This is a genomic window from Streptococcus sanguinis (genome assembly GCA_013378335.1).
GTDB classification, from domain to species: Bacteria; Bacillota; Bacilli; order Lactobacillales; family Streptococcaceae; genus Streptococcus; species Streptococcus sanguinis_I.
Genome location: CP040556.1, coordinates 1517717 through 1535334, shown reverse-complemented (window position 1 = coordinate 1535334; position 17618 = coordinate 1517717). Strand labels below are relative to the sequence as shown.

Genomic DNA, 17618 nt, shown 5'->3' with positions numbered 1-17618 from the left:
AATGAAAACGATTGTTTTGGTTGGGGATCAGGCCTATCAGGAGCAAGTTTCGACTACAATTAAGTCGATTTTATATTACAATAAAAATGTAAAAATCTATGTTTTCAATCAGGGATTGAGTGACGAGTGGTTCCGTGATTTTAATGAGCTGGCTGAGCAACTGGACAGTGAATTAGTTAATATCAGCTTGGACCAAGTGACTATCAGTCCAGAGTGGCTGACGCAGGACCATATCAGCTCAGCTAACTATGCTCGCTATTTCATTCCGCAGTTTGTAGCAGAGGAGCGGGTCCTTTATCTGGATAGTGACCTAGTAGTTAATAGAGATTTGCAGCCTTTATTTGGTATTTCTCTAGAGGGCAAGCTTGTGGCTGCGGTTGGAGATGCTGGAGGTTATGGCTTTAATGCTGGCGTTCTGCTAATTGATAATCGAGCATGGAAAGAAAGGCAGCTGCAGGAGACCTTTATCAAGGAAACAGACCGCATCATGGACTTGGTCCAGTCTGGTCAGATGGAGGATTTTAACGGCGATCAGACGGTTTTAAATCATGTGCTGGCTCAGGACTGGCTGCCCCTGGATAAGATTTACAATCTGCAGGTAGGCCATGATTTGGTGGCCTTTTACAGCGGCTGGAATGGTCATTTTGAGCTGGATCAGGAACCTCTGATTATCCACTATACGACCTTTCGCAAGCCCTGGAACTCGGAAGTTAGCTATCGCTACCGTCAGCTTTGGTGGGACTTTCAGGCCTTGAGTCTGGAGGAGATTTTAGCCTATCATCGGGGAGAGTTTGAGATGCCGGACCGTTGGGAGAAGGCCGCTCTCAACTGCATGCTCCTGACAGATGTGCAAGAGCTAGAGCAGATTGAGTTTTTAGCCCAGTCCCTGCCTAGGGTTCATTTTCACATCGCCTGCTACACAGAGATGGGAGCTTATCTGCAATCTTTGAATCAGTATGAGAACATCCATCTCTATCCGCAGGTTATTCATGCAGTGCTGGATGAGCTCATTGATAAGTGCCAGGTCTATTTGGATATTCACCATGGGAGCGAGCACTATGAACTGAGCCGTCGTTTCAAGGCACTTGACAAGCCAGTTCTGGCTTTTGACAATACTAAGAAAAATGAAAACGAAGAGCTGGTCTATCCGCATGAAAATCCACAGGAGATGGTGGAAAAGCTGCGCAGTCTGATGAAAAAAGAGAAGCCGCAAGCCTTTCGCGCTGTGGTGCTGGCGGCTAATGCTGCCTATAGTGAGCAGGTCTTAACCACCATTAAGTCCATCGTCTGCCACAATCGCTTTATCAAGTTTTATGTCATCAACAGTGACTTTCCGACAGAGTGGTTTGTCAGCATGCAAAAGAGACTGGCTAAGCTAGACTGCCAGATTGTCAATGCTCGGGTGGATGGCAGTCATATTAGTCAATATAAGACTAATATCCATTATTCAGTTTTTTTGAGATATTTTACGGCTACTTTTGTACAGGAAGATCAAGCTCTTTATTTGGATTGCGATATTGTAGTTACACGTGACTTATCAGAAATTTTTGCAGTTGATTTGGGTTCCTATCCGCTTGGAGCGGTAAGAGATCTGGGTGGCGAAGTTTACTTTGGCGAGCAGATTTTTAACTCAGGTGTTTTGCTGATCAATGTAGACTATTGGCGTGAAAATGATGTAGCAGGTCAATTGATTGAGATGACTGATAACTTACATGATAAAGTTACTCAGGATGACCAAAGCATTCTCAATATGCTCTTTGAGAACCACTGGCTGGAGCTGCCTTTTGCTTATAACTGCATTACGTTGCACACGACCTTTTCGGACTATGAGCCAGAAAAAGGTCTCTATCCGCCTGTCATCCACTATCTGACCGAGCGCAAGCCTTGGAAAGAGTACACCCAGTCCATCTATCGTGAGGTCTGGTGGTTCTATCAGGGACTGGATTGGTCGGATATGCAGGAGCCAGTCGGAGCCCTGACTCAAAAAATGGTGGAAGGTGAAGAGGGCTCAAGTCTGTCCTGCCTAGTCTACACCTATTCTTGTGACCTGCTGCATATCGACTATCTGATTCAATCCCTGCCTGCCTGTCATTTCTACATCGCAGCACCGGTAGTGGTAGCAGAGCCGATCACGCGTCTGCTCCAGTATCCTAATGTCAGCGTCAGCTCAGATATTGCTGGGATTCCGGCTCTCTTGGAGTCGCTGGAAGCCAAGTCTCAGCTGCTGCTAGATATCAATGCCGGTGATGAGGTAGGGGATATCATTGCTCGCTTTAAGTCTGCTGGTAAGCCAGTCTTTGCCTTTGACAGTACAGCCCATGGTCAGCAGGGGCAGGAAGTCTTTCCAACCGATAATCCTGAAGCCATGGTGCAGGCTATTGAGAAGCTGGGCTTAGCCGAGCCTGAAGAGCGGCAGATTTCTGTACTCTCTATCGACCAATCACTGGATTATCTCTTGGAGAAGGGGGCTTCAGTGGTTCGCTTTGGGGATGGGAGATGGATTTGATTGCAGGTCGTGGTATCGTTTATCAGGAATACGATCCAGAGCTGTCAGCACGCTTGAGAGAGATCATGTCTATGGAGAGCGATGAGCGTTTGATGGTCTGTCTGTCCGATGTCTTTAAAGGGCTGGAGCGCTATTCCATCGATGCTCAGAATTTTTGGAAAGTTCACTTGTATTATCACTTAGCAGATTATCAAGAGATTTGCCGGGCGCCTTGGTATGGCTCAACCTTTATTTCCCGTCCTTATATCGACTTGGAAGATAAGACACCGTCTGCGGGCTATTTTGCAAAGCTCAAGCAGCTATGGCAAGACAAGGACCTCTTGATCGTAGAGGGCTTGACTTCTCGCTCTGGTGTGGGCAATGACCTCTTTGACGGAGCTAGGTCCATCAAGCGGATTATTTGTCCTTCGCGCAATGCCTACAGCAAGCTGGAGGCTATCAAGCAGGCTGTCCGAGAGCATGCGGGTAATCGTCTGATTTTGACCATGCTAGGTCCAACGGCCAAGGTCTTGGTCTATGATCTGGTGCAGGAAGGTTATCGGGCGCTGGATATTGGGCATATTGACTCGGAGTATGAGTGGTTCCAGATGGGGGCTACGCACAAGGTCAAGCTGTCGCACAAGCATACGGCTGAGCACAACTTTGATCAGGATATTGAGTTTAGGGATGACCAAGCTTACGACAGTCAGATTGTTGCCAATCTGGCTCAGGAATGAAGATTAGAAAAAGAATATGAAAGTTAATATTACCAACCTATACGGTATGTCTGGCCAGAGTACGGCCTTGATTGCCCAGAATGATGTGACCAAGCTAGCCAAGCAGCTGGGCTTCAATGAACTGAGTTTTTATTTTTATGATATTTACAGCGACAGCCAGTCGGAGCTCAGTCGTCGTCTGGACGGTATCATGGCTAGTGTGGGCTATGGCGATGTGGTTATCTATCAGTCGCCGACCTGGAATGGCCGGGAGTTTGATCAGGCCTTTATCAGCAAGTTGAAGATTTTGCAGGCCAAGCTGGTTACCTTTATCCATGATGTGCCGCCGCTGATGTTCCCGTCAAACTACTATCTGATGCCGGAGTATATCGACATGTACAATCAGTCAGATGCGGTCATCGTGCCTTCTGAGCAGATGCGGGACAAGCTTCTGGCAGAAGGGCTGACTGTGGACAAGATTTTGGTCCAGAGCATGTGGGATCATCCCTATGATCTGCCCCTGCACCAGCCTCAGTTTGCGCCTAAGCTGTATTTCGCAGGAAGTGTGGAGCGTTTTCCGCATCTGATTAATTGGTCTTATGCAACGCCGCTGGAGATTTTTTCGCCTGAGGAAGAGTCAAATCCAGAGGCCAATGTCAGCTATCGCGGCTGGGTCAGCCGGCCGGAGCTGCTCTTGGAGCTGTCCAAGGGGGGTCTGGGTCTGGTCTGGGGTGTTGAGGAAAATCCAGCAGACGAGCCAGAATACTATGGTCTCAATATCTCTCATAAGTCTGCCACCTATCTGGCAGCTGGGATTCCGGTCATCGTCCCTTCTTACCTGTCCAATGCAGAGCTGATCCGCGAGCGCGGTCTTGGCTTTGTCGTAGACAGTTTGGAAGAGGCCAGTCGGATTGTTGAAAATCTGACTGTCGAGGAGTATCAGGCTATGGTCGAGCGGGTTAGAAAGTTCTCTTTCCTGCTCAAGGAAGGTTATTTTAGCAAGAAAGTCTTAGTAGATGCGGTCATGGAAGTCTTATCTTAGAGGCTTTCTAAGCATCGTCATGAGGAGTCAGTGTGAAGTCATTTTTTAAAGCGGTCGTTATCAAGAAGTTTCTGTGGACCTTATTTTTCTTATTTATCTATGTCTTGGGAACCAAGCTGACCCTGCCCTTCATCGATATGAGCAAGGCTGCTGCTATGGACGGAACCTCTACGACCTTGAACTATGCGACAGCCCTGATGGGGGAAATCTACGCAGTATGTCGCTCTTTTCGGTCGGCCTGTCTCCTTGGATGTCCTCTATGCTGATCTGGCAGATGTTTGCTGTTTCTAAGAGGATGGGTCTGAGTAAGCTCCCTCTGGAAGTGCAGGAAAGGCGGCGGATGCTGCTGACCTTGGTCATTGCCTTGATTCAATCCGTGGCGCTGGTCCTAAACCTGCCTCTGCAGGAGACAGGTGGGGTGGACATGGCTACGATTATCGTCTTAGATACCTTGGTCTTGATGGCTGGGACTTACTTTCTCATTTGGCTGACAGATTTGAATGCTGCTATGGGACTTGGCGGCTCCATCATGATTGTCATGGCCAGCATGATTGCCTACATTCCGCAGGATATTTGGAACTCCATTCAGGAGCTGAAGATTTCTTCTCTTTGGCTGGCCTTGATGCTGGTTTTCAGCCTAGTCTTTCTCTATCTGGCTGTTACAGTCGAGCGGTCCAAGTACCGAATTCCAGTCAATAAGATCAATATCCATAACCGTTTCAAAAAATACTCTTATCTGGATATTCGTCTAAACCCTGCCGGCGGGATGCCGATTATGTTTGCAATGACCTTGGTCAGCATTCCCCAGTATTTCCTTTTGATTATCCACTTTCTTCAGCCGGACAATCAGCTGATTGAGCAGTGGATAGAAGCGCTGTCTATGGGAAGTCCTGCTTGGTTTATCCTCTATCTGCTGACTATTTTCATCCTAGCACTGGCCTTCGCCTTTATCAATATCAGTGGTGACCAGATTGCTGAGCGGATGCAAAAGAGTGGAGAGTATATTGAAAATGTTTATCCGGGAGGAGCAACCCGTCGGTATATCAATGGTTTGGTGACTTATTTTGCTATTGTGGGTGCTCTCTATCTTATCCTGATTTCTGGCCTGCCTATGATGGTGGTGCTTCTGGATATTCGCTATTTGCGTCTTAGTATGATTCCGGGGATTTTTATGATTTTTATCGGAATGGTCTTTTCTATTAAGGACGAGGTGGAAGCCTTGACGCTGAATGACCGTTATCGTTCATTGTTGTAGGAGAAACTATGTATTACTTTATTCCTTCGTGGAGTGGCAGTGGGGATCGGGTTTGGCACCGGGATATTATCCCTTGGTACCGCTCCATGCAGCGGCTGGAGTTTGATGATACCATTCATCAGATTCGGATTTTTCAAAGTGAAAATCTGCCAGTCCAGCTGCTTTTACCAGCCTATATGCCGCATGCCCGCTACCTCTTGCATCGGCAGGATATTTTTGAGACGGATTATTACTCGGTCTTTGACGAGATTCAGGGGATTGACTCTAAGGATATGCAGGTCTTGCAAATCAAGGATCTGGACTGGGAGCCAGACTGCGAGTTTGTCTATACGCCCTTTCTAATCATGGTCCGCAGGCAGGGACAGCTCTATGCCCATGTCGAGTTTGGAGTAGAAGGCTTTATCAGCTTCATCAAGTTTTTCAAGGATGACCAGCTGGAGAAGTTTTATATCTTTGATGATCGGGGCTTTGTCTCTAGTATCACCTATTATGAAGAGGGGCAGCCCCTTTATCAGGACTACCTACAGCCGGATGGCGATTGGCGGATTCGTGAGCATCTGAAGCCTGACGACTGCCGGGTAGAGGTCAATCCTGCTTACTTACTAGACTTTGATAAGCTGGAGTATGAGCGGATGCCTGACTTGATCTTGGAGAAATTGGGCCACTATATCGAGCGCAATGCAGGAGCGGACAGCCGTTTCGTTCTGGCAACGCATCCCTTATACACTCAAGCCATTTTGCGCTTGTTGCCCAAGAATGTTCAAATCATTCTCAGCTTTTTCCACGAGCGCAATCAGACAGTTGATTGGCCAGCTTTAGAAGCAGATTTGCAGCAGGCAGATTTAGTCTTGACTGATCGCATGGATTTCAAGAAGGCTATTCAGCGTTACCTGCCTGGACAGGCTCAGAAGGTGCATTACCTGTCGCCTTTTGATACCCGTTTGCAGCTGGGCAAGAGCCAACGCCGTCGCGAATCCAAGATTTTTTATCAGATTAATCTGGAAGAAGGGCTTAATGACTATGCCATCTTCAAGGTTCTCCACTATGTGGCCAAGCATCCGGATACGGAGCTGACTATCGGTGTTTACAATGCCTGGCAGGAAGGAATCCAAAAGGTGGAGAACAAGGTGCAGGAGGTTATTGATGAATATCTGAATCAATATGAATTTGTCAAGAACTACCGACGCAGTGAGCAGGCTGAGAATGCACTGCTGGAAAATCAGGAGCAGGACCTTCGTTTCACCATTAAGAATATCACGGACGAGCTTAGCTTGATTCAGGAGCTAGACGATACGCGGTTAATCATTGACCTGAGCGAGCAGCCCAATCTCTATACGCAGATTGCTGGGATTTCTGCCGGGATTCCGCAGATCAATCTGGTGGGCTCGGACTATGTGACCCATCTGCAAAATGGCTATATCTTGGATTCTATCTCTGATGTTCCGACTGCTGCAGACTATTACTTAGAAGGTTTGAAAAATTGGAACCAAGCCCTGATTTATTCCATTGAAAAAATCCATCATAATACTGGTCTGGAGCTGATTGGCCGGTGGGAACAGTGGCTCAAGGAGGCTGAGAATGCAAAATAAGCTGAAAATCTTACAGATTGGCTCAAGCGACTGGAGCAAGGAGCTTGCTATTCCGGACAATATGGCCTGGTATTATTTCTTTCCTAACTCCAATCTAGCTATCAAAAAGGTCATGGAGATGGATAAGATTGGCAAGTTTGATGCGATTCTGGTGGACGATTTGCGTCGGATCCCAGATTTGTTTATGATTGAGACCAAGATTATCCCTTATACAGTTTTCTATGATCAGGAACAGGAAACCCAGGAAGCGGATATTGAGTACTTTCTCAAGCGTCACTGTGCTCAGCCAGCAGATATGAGCGATCGAGCTGACCTGGTCCGCAAGCTGTCCAAGGCTCTCTTTTCCGGTCAGTATGGCGATAAGATGACACCGCTTGATATGGTGGTCAGCCCTGGATTTCGGGGCAAGATTTGCTACAATGGCTATGAAAATCTAGAGCTGGAAGGTGACTTTGGTCAGGACTTTCAGCCAATCCTGTCTTGGAAATACAATATTATTGCCAACAAGTTCAATCCAGTTGAACTCTGGCTTGAATATGAAAAGTCAGGCAGCTGTGAGCTGCGGCTGCGGCTCTATAATATCCAGGAAGGCTCGACTGCGGACATCGCTCGTGAGATTATTTTCACAGAAGAGGATATGCGGGAATCCATGGTTCTGGACAATGACTTTACTTCTTATCTGGGCGTCAGTCTGGAGGCTAAGGGAGAAGGGCGGATTCAGGTCGGTGCTCTGCATCAGCGTCTGACCCGCTATGAGTTTGGCAAGTATGTTCTGGGTGGGAAGATTTTTCGTGATAGCCACCGTCAGGAGATTAATTACTTCTTTTATCCGGGAGATTTGAAGCCGCCTTTGGCTGTTTATTTCTCTGGTTACCGTCGGGCGGAAGGCTTTGAGGGCTTCGGAATGATGCGCAGTTTGGGCTGTCCTTTTCTCTTGTTTTCAGATCCGCGCGTGGATGGCGGTATGTTTTATCTGGGCAGCCAGGAGCTGGAGAGCAGTATCCATAAGATTATCCAAGAGCATCTGGACTTTCTGGGTTTTACCGAGCGGGATTTGATTCTATCAGGCATGTCAATGGGGACCTACGGTGCTGTCTATTATGGTTCGGAGTTTCGTCCGCGAGCTATCGTTTTGTCCAAGCCCTTGGGAAATCTAGGAACTATTGCCCAACGTGGTCGTTTACGCCTGCCCAAGGTCTTTCCGACGGCGTTAGATGTCCTTCACCGTCACACGGGTGGCAAAGATAAGGAGCATGTAGAGGAGTTGAATCAACGCTACTGGCGTAAGTTTGAGAAGGCTGATTTCAGTCGGACGACCTTTGGTATCGCCTATATGAAAGAAGAGGACTATGATCCGACGGCCTATGAGGATCTGGTGGCAGCTCTTCATCTGACTGAGGCCAAGCTGATTAGCAGAGGTGTCCCTGGACGCCATAATGATGACTTAGCTGTGTCTGTGTCTTGGTTTATGAATTACTATCGAATGATATTGGAAAAGGAATTTGGGAGAAAGAAATGAAGATTCAAAAAAGAAAGGGCATATACTGGGGAGAGCTGAGAGGGGTTTCGGCAGCTGGTAAAATGACTGACTTTACTTATCTCTATGGCACTACCCTTATTATTCATTCCCCTTCACATATATTTTTTGAAAATAAACTGATGGCCTCCGGCCAGACCATCCATGAATGGTCTTCCAAATGGAACTATCAGCGAGACCGGCAGGTGCCTGCTCTCCCCTTGCTCAAAAAGGGAGCTCGCTATTGCCTGTCTAGAGATATGACCACCTATCCTGAATCCAGCGTCTTTCTGAAAATCATCTTCTTTGACCGCTATGAGAAAGAAATCAGCAATCAAGTGGAGCGCTCGGAGAGTATGATTTTTACCTACCCAAAGGAAGCCTATAGCTATAAGGTTCAGCTGCTGAGTGCAGGAGTTGAGTCCTTAGAGTTTCATTGCTTAAACATTGACCAAATCATAGAGGAGTCTGATGATTAAAAATCATTTTCAAATTCAGCGCTTAAAGAAAATCTTAGCTAAAGTCAAGAGCTTTGAGTCAGAAATGGCTGGCCTGTCAGACGCTGATCTTCGAAAGAAAACACAGGAATTTAAAGAGAGATTGGCCTCAGGTGAGACTTTAGACGACTTGCTGCCGGAGGCTTATGCTGTGGTACGGGAAGCGGACAAGCGGGTGCTGGGTATGTTCCCCTACGATGTGCAGGTCATGGGAGCCATTGTTCTTCATGAAGGCAATGTCGCTGAGATGGCTACGGGAGAGGGAAAGACTCTGACGGCTACCATGCCGCTCTATCTCAATGCCCTGTCTGGACAAGGAGCTATGCTGGTGACTACCAATACATATCTGGCTCTGCGGGACGCTCAGGAAATGGGGCAGGTCTATCGTTTTCTGGGGCTGACTATTGAGGCAGCGGTGGTAGCTGATGAGACTGAAAATTTGACGCCCAAGCAGAAGCGGCTGATTTACCAGGCGGATATTGTCTATACGACCAATAGTGCCTTGGGCTTTGACTATCTGATTGAAAATCTAGCTGAGAATAAGGATAGCCAATATCTTAGTCCTTTCAACTATGTCATCATAGACGAGATTGACTCTATCCTCTTGGACAGCGCTCAGGTGCCTTTGGTTATCTCTGGTGCGCCTCGGGTTCAGTCAAACTTCTATGGTATCATGGATACCTTCATTACAACTTTGAAAGAAGACGAGGATTACCACTACGATGACGAGAAGAATGAAGTCTGGCTGACATCGAAAGGTATTCTGGCGGCAGAGTCTTTTCTGGACTTGGAGCATCTTTTCTCCAAGGAAAATCAAGAGTTAGTCCGCCACCTCAATCTAGCCTTGCGAGCCCACAAGCTCTACAAGAAAGACAAGGACTACGTTGTCCGTCAGGGTGAGAAAGAAGCTGAAGTCGTACTTTTGGACCGCTCAACTGGCCGTCTGCTGGAAATGACCCGGCTTCAGGGAGGCCAGCACCAAGCCATTGAGGCCAAGGAGCATGTCAAGCTTACAGAGGAAACGCGAGCCATGGCTTCCATTACCTATCAGAACCTCTTCCGGCTCTTCCGGAAAATCTCTGGTATGACCGGAACCGGCAAGGTGGTGGAGAGCGAATTTATGGAGACTTACTCCATGTCTGTCATCAAGATCCCGACCAACCAGCCAGTTATTCGGCAGGATTTGCCAGACCAGCTTTACCAGACCCTGCCAGAAAAAGTCTTTGCTTCATTGGACGAGGTCAAGCACTACCATGCCCAAGGCAATCCTCTCCTAATCTTTACTGGCTCAGTGGAGATGTCAGAGATTTACTCTTCTCTACTACTGAGAGAAGGCATCGCCCACAACCTGCTCAATGCCAACAATGCGGCGCGTGAGGCGCAGATCATCGCTGAGTCTGGGCAGAAAGGTGCGGTGACGGTGGCTACATCCATGGCCGGCCGCGGTACGGATATAAAGCTGGGACCAGGTGTCGCAGATTTGGGCGGTCTCGTGGTGATTGGTACTGAGCGGATGGAGAACCAGCGGATTGACCTACAGATTCGTGGCCGTTCAGGCCGCCAAGGTGATCCAGGGATTAGTAAGTTCTTCATCTCGCTGGAGGATGACCTGCTCAGGAAATGGGGACCAGACTGGCTCAAGAAGTTCTACAAGGACTACTCTACTGAAGAGGTTGAGCAGCATCCAGTTCAGCTGGGACAGCGTCGTTTCAGACACTTGGTGGCTAAGGCTCAGAGGGCAAGCGAAAGCAGCGCCAAGATGTCCCGTCGGATGACGCTGGAATATGCCCAGTGTATGAAGATTCAGCGGGAGATTACCTATGCTGAGCGCAATCGCCTGATTCAAGCTGAGGAGCGGATTGATGAAGAAATCAGCCGTGTCCTCCGTCAGGTCATTCATCAGGCGGCCTATGACCAGTCCTATGAGACACGGGCTGACCTCTATCGCTTTATTTTAGACCATTTCAGCTATCATGCTGAGCGTATTCCTTATGATTTCGATATTTATTCGCCGGAGAAAATTGCAGAGCTCTTGCAGGATATTGCCGAGCAGGAATTGCAGGCAAAGAAAGCCTATCTCAAGTCTGACAAGCTCTTTACCCATTTTCAGCGGGTGTCCGTTCTCAAGGCTATTGATGAGAACTGGGTCGAGCAGGTGGACTATCTGCAGCAGCTCAAGACAGCCTTGAGCGGTCAGCATTTCTCTATGAAAAATCCTCTGGTAGAATACTACCAAGAGGCTTACGATGGCTTTGAATATATGAAGGAGCGCATGAAGCAGCAGATTGTCAAGAATCTTTTGATGAGTGAATTGGCACTCAACCCTAAAGGAGAAGTCATCATGTACTTCCCGTAAGACGAGGAGAATATGACAGTATATAACATCAACTTAGGCATCGGCTGGGCCAGCAGCGGTGTAGAATACGCCCAAGCTTATCGGGCCCAGCTTCTGCGCAGGATCCAGCAGCCGGCTAAGTTTATCTTTATGGATATGATTTTAGCAGATAATATCCAGCATCTAACGGAAAATATCGGTTTTCTGGATGAGGAAGTTATCTGGCTTTATAATTACTTTACGGATATCAAGATTGCACCGACGACGGTGACGCTGGACCAGGTGCTGGCTCAAGTATCCGGTCAGCCGGAGCGCTCGGAGAGAGAGGGCAAGATTGTCCGCTATTTCTATCCGCAGGATGACCAGTTTATCACTTGCTATCTGCGGCAGGAAGACCAGGACTTTGTGGAGCATGTGGAGTATGTCTCGCGGGGGAGATTGATCCGCAAGGATTATTTCTCCTATGTCCGCTATGCCAGTGAATACTTCGCCCCCCACAATGACGCTGCAACTCTCTACCAGCGCCGTTTTTACCATGAAGATGGCAGTGTGGCCTATGACATGCTGATAGAGGATGGTCAGGAAGAGCTCTATCGCTTTCCAGATCGGATTTTCTATTCCAAGGCTGAGCTGGTTCGTTATTTTCTTCAGTGTTTGCAGCTGCAGTCAGATGATGTGGTCATCTTGGATAGGGAGACAGGGATTGGTCAGGTCGTCTTTGAAGAGAGTCAGAAGGCTAAGCTGGGAGTAGTGGTCCATGCTGAGCATTTCAGTGAAAATGCCAGCAGTGATGACTACATTCTCTGGAACAATTTCTATGACTACCAGTTTACCAATGCTGACAAGGTGGACTTTTTCATCGTGGCAACAGAGGCTCAGAAAACGATTCTAGAGAAGCAGTTCCAGCATTACTCGGACAAGCAGCCCAAGATTGTTACCATACCGGTGGGGAGTCTCGACCAGTTGACTTATCCCAAAGAGCCTCGCAAGCCTTTCTCCATGATTACAGCTTCGCGTCTCGCTACGGAAAAGCATATCGATTGGCTAGTAGCAGCGACTGTCCAAGCCCATGCCCAGCTGCCTGAGCTGACTCTTGATATTTACGGTAAGGGAGGCGAAGAGGAAAAGCTGCGCCGCAGGATTGAAGAAGCAGGAGCGCAGGACTACATTCGACTCAAAGGGCATGCAGATCTGAGTCAGGTTTATGCAGGCTATGAGCTTTATCTGACGGCTTCAACCAGCGAAGGCTTTGGTTTGACTCTCATGGAAGCAGTTGGATCAGGTCTGCCTCTCATCGGCTTTGATGTCCGCTATGGCAATCAGACTTTTATCGATGATGGTAAAAATGGCTATCTGCTGCCGGTCAGTTCCAATCAGGTCGAGGACCAGATTATTGCTGCTTTTGTGGAGAAAATAGTAGCTCTATTTAGCCAAGGACGCCAGCAGGAGATGAGTCAACACTCTTATCGAGTGGCCGAGAATTATTTGACCAACCGGGTTGAAGCGGCTTGGTCCCAGCTTTTAAAGGAGGTCAGAGATGATTCAGCTCTTTGATTATTACAATCAGGAAACCCAGGATCTGCATGATTCCCTCCTTGCAGCTGGCTATGACTGTCCGACCATTGTCATTGAGGCCAATGGCTTTCTGCCGGACGACATGATCTCCCCCTATACTTACTTTCTGGGGATAAAGAGGGAGTAGACCATCCGATCTTTTTCAATCAAGTGCTAGTGCCGCCTTTCTGGGAAATCACAGGAGACCACCAGTCGGCGCGTGTCAGTGACATGGGAGAAGAAAGAGCACGGATTCACTATGCTAATCAGGCTAAGGGGCGCCTGGTCAAACAGGTGGACTGGCTGGATAAAAAAGGCCAGCTGCGACTGAGTGAGCGCTATAATAAGCAAGGCCGCTGCTTTGCCAAAACAGCTTATAAATCTGCTCAGGAAGCCTTCAACACGACCTACTACAGCACTGATGGCCAGGAGCGTATCGTGGAAAATCATGCCACCGGTGACATCATCCTGACTCTGGACCAAGAGCCCTTGCGAATTTTTAAAAGCCGAGTGGATTTTATCCGTTTCTTCTTGGAACGGCTAGACTTTGACTTGGATCACATTCTCTTTAATTCGCTGGCCTATTCTTTCCTAGTTTCTCACAGCTTGACGGGTCGAGTTGGACAGGACATTCTCTTTTGGCAGGAGCCGCTTCATGACGAGCTGCCCGGCAATATGCAGTTGATTCTGGAAAATAGTCAGCTGCGGGCGCAGACCATTGTCATTCCAGATTTAGCAACTTATGAAAAGGCCAAGAGTTTGGCTGCAGCTGACCAGCAGCAGAAGTTCCTGCATCTGGGCTATCATTATGACTTCAAGCGGGACAACTTCCTACGAAAAGATGCCTTAATTCTGACTCATTCGGATCAGATTGAAGGCTTAGAGACCTTGGTTCAGGCCTTGCCGCAGGTGGTCTTTCGCATTGCTGCCCTTACGGAAATGTCGCCTAAGCTCTTGTCTATGCTGTCCTACAAGAATGTCGTTCTTTATCAAAATGCCAGTCTCAAGCAGATTGAGCAGCTCTACTTGGAATCAGACATCTATCTGGATATCAATCACGGAGGTCAGGTCCTGCAGGCAGTACGTAAGGCTTTTGAGAACAATCTCTTGATCCTAGGCTTTGAGCAGACCCTGCATGACATACACTACATTGCCCGAGAGCATATTTTTGATAGCAGCCAGCCAGCTCAACTGGCATCAACTTTGGAAGAAGCCTTATCTAGTGTTGAGCAGATGCGGTCAGCCTTGCAAGCACAAGGCCGACATGCTAACGATGTGCCCGTCAGTCTCTATCAGGAGACTCTCCAAAGCGTACTAGGAGGTCAGCATGGCTAAAAGAGATTTATTTCATAAGGATATTGAGGGGCGGTTAGATGAGCTTAAGCATGGCAAGCCCAAGAAAGAAAAGGCCAGCTTGGGTGAAAATCTCAACAAGGCCTTTGTCATCGCCTTGGGCTTGATGATCTTGATTGGCTTGATTTTTACATTGATTGGAGTCTTGAAGAACTAAAATGCAAACAATATTGATTACACTTACCATTGTAGCAGCCCTTGTCTTGATTTTGCTGGTAAGTCTTCTTCCTAGAGAGAGCCAGCAATTTTACAGAGACACCAATACATCAATCGGCAAGTCAGGCTACTGGGAAACTCACTTCGCAAAGAAAATCCTAGTTCTTTTGGCAAGTCTTGCCCTGATTGTGCTTATGATTTTCTTTATGATTCAATCCATCTAGTATCTGTTTAGGACGCTACTCAGACGACTGCTAAAAAGAAAGACCCTCTATTGCAGACAATGGAGGGAATTTTTATAAGCTGATTTTATATGTAAAGGTTTTAATTTCTGAAATCACCTTGATATTTTTCTGAAAAGGAGTAAACTGGATATACAAGTGATGGAGGTTTGGTATGAAATTATACGTTCAGTTGATGATTATTTTTATGATTTCCCTCGTTGGAGAAGGGATTTCAAGTGTTTTACACCTGCCTGTTCCGGGCAGTATCATTGGTTTGGTCTTGCTGTTTTTGGCTCTGCAGTTCAAGCTCCTGCGCCTGCGTCATATCAGCATGGTTGGCAATTTTCTCTTGGCAAATATGACCATCCTTTTTCTGCCTCCTGCAGTTGGTATCATGGATAAATTTCAGGTCATCGCGCCTTATCTGCTGCCGATTATTTTGATTGTTTTAGGAGCGATTGTGCTCAATGTTTGCGTGATTGCAGTTGTGGTGCAGCTGATTAAGACTCGTTTTGAAGGAGATTATGAGGAAGGAGACGCTAGCAATGTCTGATTTATGGAGCAACCCTCTCTTTGGCCTTGCCTTGTCTATCTTGGCCTATCTGTTCGGTCTATTGATTTTTCGGAGATTTCCTCATCCCTTGACAACTCCTTTGCTGATTGCAGCAGTTTTGGTCATTGCTTTTTTAAAATTAAGCGGTATTTCCTACAAGGATTACTATGTCGGCGGCTCCTATTTAAACAACCTAATTGTGCCATCTACGGTTGCTTTGGGGATTCCGCTTTACAAGACTTTTCATTTGATGAAGCACCATGCGCGCAGTATTTTGATTGGGACCTTTGCAGCGGTTGTAGTCAATACTAGCTTTACTGCTCTGTTGGCTAAGTTTTTCGGCATGGATTTCTTTCTAGCTGTATCTCTTTTTCCGAAATCTGTCACAACGGCCATGGCTGTCGGAATCACAGACAAGCTGCAAGGGCTTGCTACAGTGACATTAGTGGTGGTGGTTGCGACGGGAATTCTGACCAGTGTCTTGGGGCCAACGCTCCTTAAGCTCTTAAAAATCACAGATCCAGTAGCTATCGGTCTAGCTTTAGGGGGAACAGGCCATGCGGTAGGAACGGGAACCGCCTTTAAATACGGCCAGGTCGCAGGAGCTATGGCAGGACTTGCGATTGGCGTGACTGGGCTCATGTACGTTCTGGTCAGCCCCATCGTGGCAGCCATTATTCTGAAGTAAAAATAAACGAGGTTGAAACAAAATGTTTCAATCTCGTTTTGCTTATTGAAGATTGAGCTTCTTTTTCACGATGAAATAGATGGTAAAATAGAAACCAAAAACTTTCACGAGTTCAAAGACAATTTGGATAATCAGAGAGAGGTCTAGCATCATTTCAAAGTCCATAGCGGAGTAACTATAATTGTATAAACCAAATAGTCCATATGGGTCAAAGGAACTAGGTAAGAAGATTGACAGGACCGCCAGAACACTCCAAATCAAAAATCCGAAAAGCACAGCCATCATAATCCGATTCTTCTTAAATAGCTGTCCGACTGAGATTGCTAGATAAAAGAAGAGGATACCAGAAAGGATTTGGAGGAGATTAAGGAAGCCATATTTGACAACCCAAAGCCACAAATTTGGTATTTCACCAATATATTTAAAAATCTCATTAAATGAATAGCCGGTAATAGGGAGGGCAATGCCAAAAATGACAAGGCTGCTAATAAACATGGTCAGCATACACAAGAGGGTCCAAACAAAGGCGGAAAGAAGCTTAGACAGAAGAATCTGATGTGGTGTAACCGGCAAGGTCCAAGTCAGGTAGCCTTCTCGCCCAAAAACATTTTTATAAAACCGACGGATAATAATGATAGTATTGGACAAAAAGACAGCGCAGGATGCAGAAAAAAGCAAGAGGAAGAGCAGGTATAATGTGACGATAACACCACTAGTAGCCATTGGGTAGTCACTATAGCGCTCCATGACCTCAGGTCTCAAGCTACTGCCAGCCACGAATCCCATCAAGATAGAGAGAGACAGAAGAATGGCAAAAGTGATACAGTACCATTTGTAATTAGACTTAAAATCGTATTTAAACAGTTTTCCAAACATATAATGAAGACCTCCTAATAAAAGCGAAACTGGCTGCGGAAGAGATTATCAATGGATTGATTGTACTGTTGACGCAGCTGATTAGCATTTTCATGCAAAAGAATCTGACCTTGGTTAATCAGGATGACTTCATCCAAGATTGGCTCGATATCCGCAATCAAGTGGGTGGAAATGATGACAGAAGACTGAGGCGTGCGATTTTGGATAATGGTCTGCAGGATATAGTCACGAGCAGCTGGATCGACACCACCGATAGGCTCGTCTAGGATATACAGTTCCGCATGGCGGCTCATGACCAAAATGAGCTGCATTTTTTCCTTGTTTCCTTTTGATAGACTTCCGATGCGGACTTGGGGATCGATATGAAGATCCTTTAGAAGCTGCATGGCTTTCGCGCTGTCAAAATTATCATAAAAATCTTGGAAATATTTTACAGCCTCAATCACTTTAGAGCTGTCGCTTAGATAAGTCGTATCTGGAAGATAGGAAACGATTCTTTTGGTCTCAGGTGAAGGTTCCACGCCTTTGAGATAAATATGGCCAGAGGTGGGCTGCAAGAGACCATTGATAAGCTTGATAATAGTTGTCTTGCCGCTGCCATTAGGACCTAGAAGTCCGATGATTCTGCCAGGCTGGATGTTTAAGCTCACATCATAGAGGGCGGGTGCGTCGCCATAATTTTTATGGACATGGTCAAGATAGACCAGAGGATACTGATTCATACATGTCTCCTTTATTTTCTTCAATTTATAATTATTATACCTTTTCCTTAGGAAAAT

The 17618-nt window shown here is 46.8% G+C and carries 12 protein-coding genes and 3 pseudogenes; 13 read left to right on the top strand and 2 right to left on the bottom strand.

Going from position 1 to position 17618, the window contains the following annotated elements:
- The first annotated feature begins 1 nt into the window (after position 1).
- The 13 genes and pseudogenes from FFV08_07920 (at position 2) to FFV08_07860 (ending at position 15963) form a co-directional block, all read left to right on the top strand.
- Positions 2 to 3222 (top strand): annotated as a pseudogene (locus FFV08_07920) (SP_1767 family glycosyltransferase).
- A 16-nt stretch (positions 3223 to 3238) separates the two neighbouring features.
- A complete protein-coding gene (locus tag FFV08_07915; GenBank protein QLB52533.1) occupies positions 3239 to 4243 on the top strand; it encodes a sugar transferase in 1005 nt (334 codons plus the stop codon).
- Positions 4244 to 4275: 32 nt separating this feature from the next.
- Positions 4276 to 5498: pseudogene (locus FFV08_07910) on the top strand (accessory Sec system protein translocase subunit SecY2).
- 8 nt (positions 5499 to 5506) lie between these two features.
- Positions 5507 to 7087: an accessory Sec system protein Asp1 gene (gene asp1 / locus FFV08_07905; protein QLB52532.1), complete on the top strand. Its 1581-nt coding sequence runs from the start codon at positions 5507 to 5509 to the stop codon at positions 7085 to 7087.
- Positions 7077 to 8606, top strand: a complete 1530-nt coding sequence (gene asp2 / locus FFV08_07900) for an accessory Sec system protein Asp2 (GenBank protein ID QLB52531.1) — start codon at positions 7077 to 7079, stop codon at positions 8604 to 8606. The genes asp1 and asp2 overlap by 11 nt, the downstream gene beginning before the upstream one ends.
- A complete protein-coding gene (gene asp3, locus FFV08_07895) occupies positions 8603 to 9082 on the top strand; it encodes an accessory Sec system protein Asp3 (protein QLB52530.1) in 480 nt (159 codons plus the stop codon). The genes asp2 and asp3 overlap by 4 nt, the downstream gene beginning before the upstream one ends.
- Positions 9075 to 11456 (top strand): accessory Sec system translocase SecA2, encoded by a 2382-nt coding sequence (gene secA2 / locus FFV08_07890; GenBank protein ID QLB52529.1) that lies wholly within the window; start codon positions 9075 to 9077, stop codon positions 11454 to 11456. Before asp3 ends, secA2 begins: the two co-directional genes overlap by 8 nt.
- A gap of 12 nt (positions 11457 to 11468) precedes the next feature.
- On the top strand, positions 11469 to 12989 hold the full coding sequence (gene gtfA, locus FFV08_07885) for an accessory Sec system glycosyltransferase GtfA (protein ID QLB52528.1): 1521 nt from the start codon (positions 11469 to 11471) through the stop codon (positions 12987 to 12989).
- Positions 12973 to 14324, top strand: a pseudogene (gene gtfB / locus FFV08_07880) (accessory Sec system glycosylation chaperone GtfB). Before gtfA ends, gtfB begins: the two are co-directional and overlap by 17 nt.
- Positions 14317 to 14499, top strand: coding sequence for an Accessory secretory protein Asp4 (locus FFV08_07875; protein QLB52527.1), 183 nt, complete (start codon positions 14317 to 14319; stop codon positions 14497 to 14499). Before gtfB ends, FFV08_07875 begins: the two are co-directional and overlap by 8 nt.
- A gap of 1 nt (position 14500) precedes the next feature.
- Positions 14501 to 14722, top strand: coding sequence for an accessory secretory protein Asp5 (locus FFV08_07870; GenBank protein QLB52526.1), 222 nt, complete (start codon positions 14501 to 14503; stop codon positions 14720 to 14722).
- Between the two features lie 172 nt (positions 14723 to 14894).
- Positions 14895 to 15275 carry a CidA/LrgA family protein gene (locus FFV08_07865; protein ID QLB52525.1) on the top strand — a complete coding sequence of 127 codons (381 nt, stop codon included), beginning with the start codon at positions 14895 to 14897 and terminating at the stop codon, positions 15273 to 15275.
- Positions 15268 to 15963, top strand: a complete 696-nt coding sequence (locus tag FFV08_07860) for an LrgB family protein (protein ID QLB52524.1) — start codon at positions 15268 to 15270, stop codon at positions 15961 to 15963. Before FFV08_07865 ends, FFV08_07860 begins: the two co-directional genes overlap by 8 nt.
- Before the next feature lie 42 nt (positions 15964 to 16005).
- Here the strand turns inward: FFV08_07860 and FFV08_07855 are convergent, their stop codons facing one another.
- Positions 16006 to 16839, bottom strand: a complete 834-nt coding sequence (locus FFV08_07855) for a lantibiotic ABC transporter permease (GenBank protein QLB52523.1) — start codon at positions 16837 to 16839, stop codon at positions 16006 to 16008.
- 14 nt (positions 16840 to 16853) lie between these two features.
- A complete protein-coding gene (locus tag FFV08_07850; GenBank protein ID QLB52522.1) occupies positions 16854 to 17561 on the bottom strand; it encodes an ABC transporter ATP-binding protein in 708 nt (235 codons plus the stop codon).
- Between the last annotated feature and the right edge of the window lie 57 nt (positions 17562 to 17618).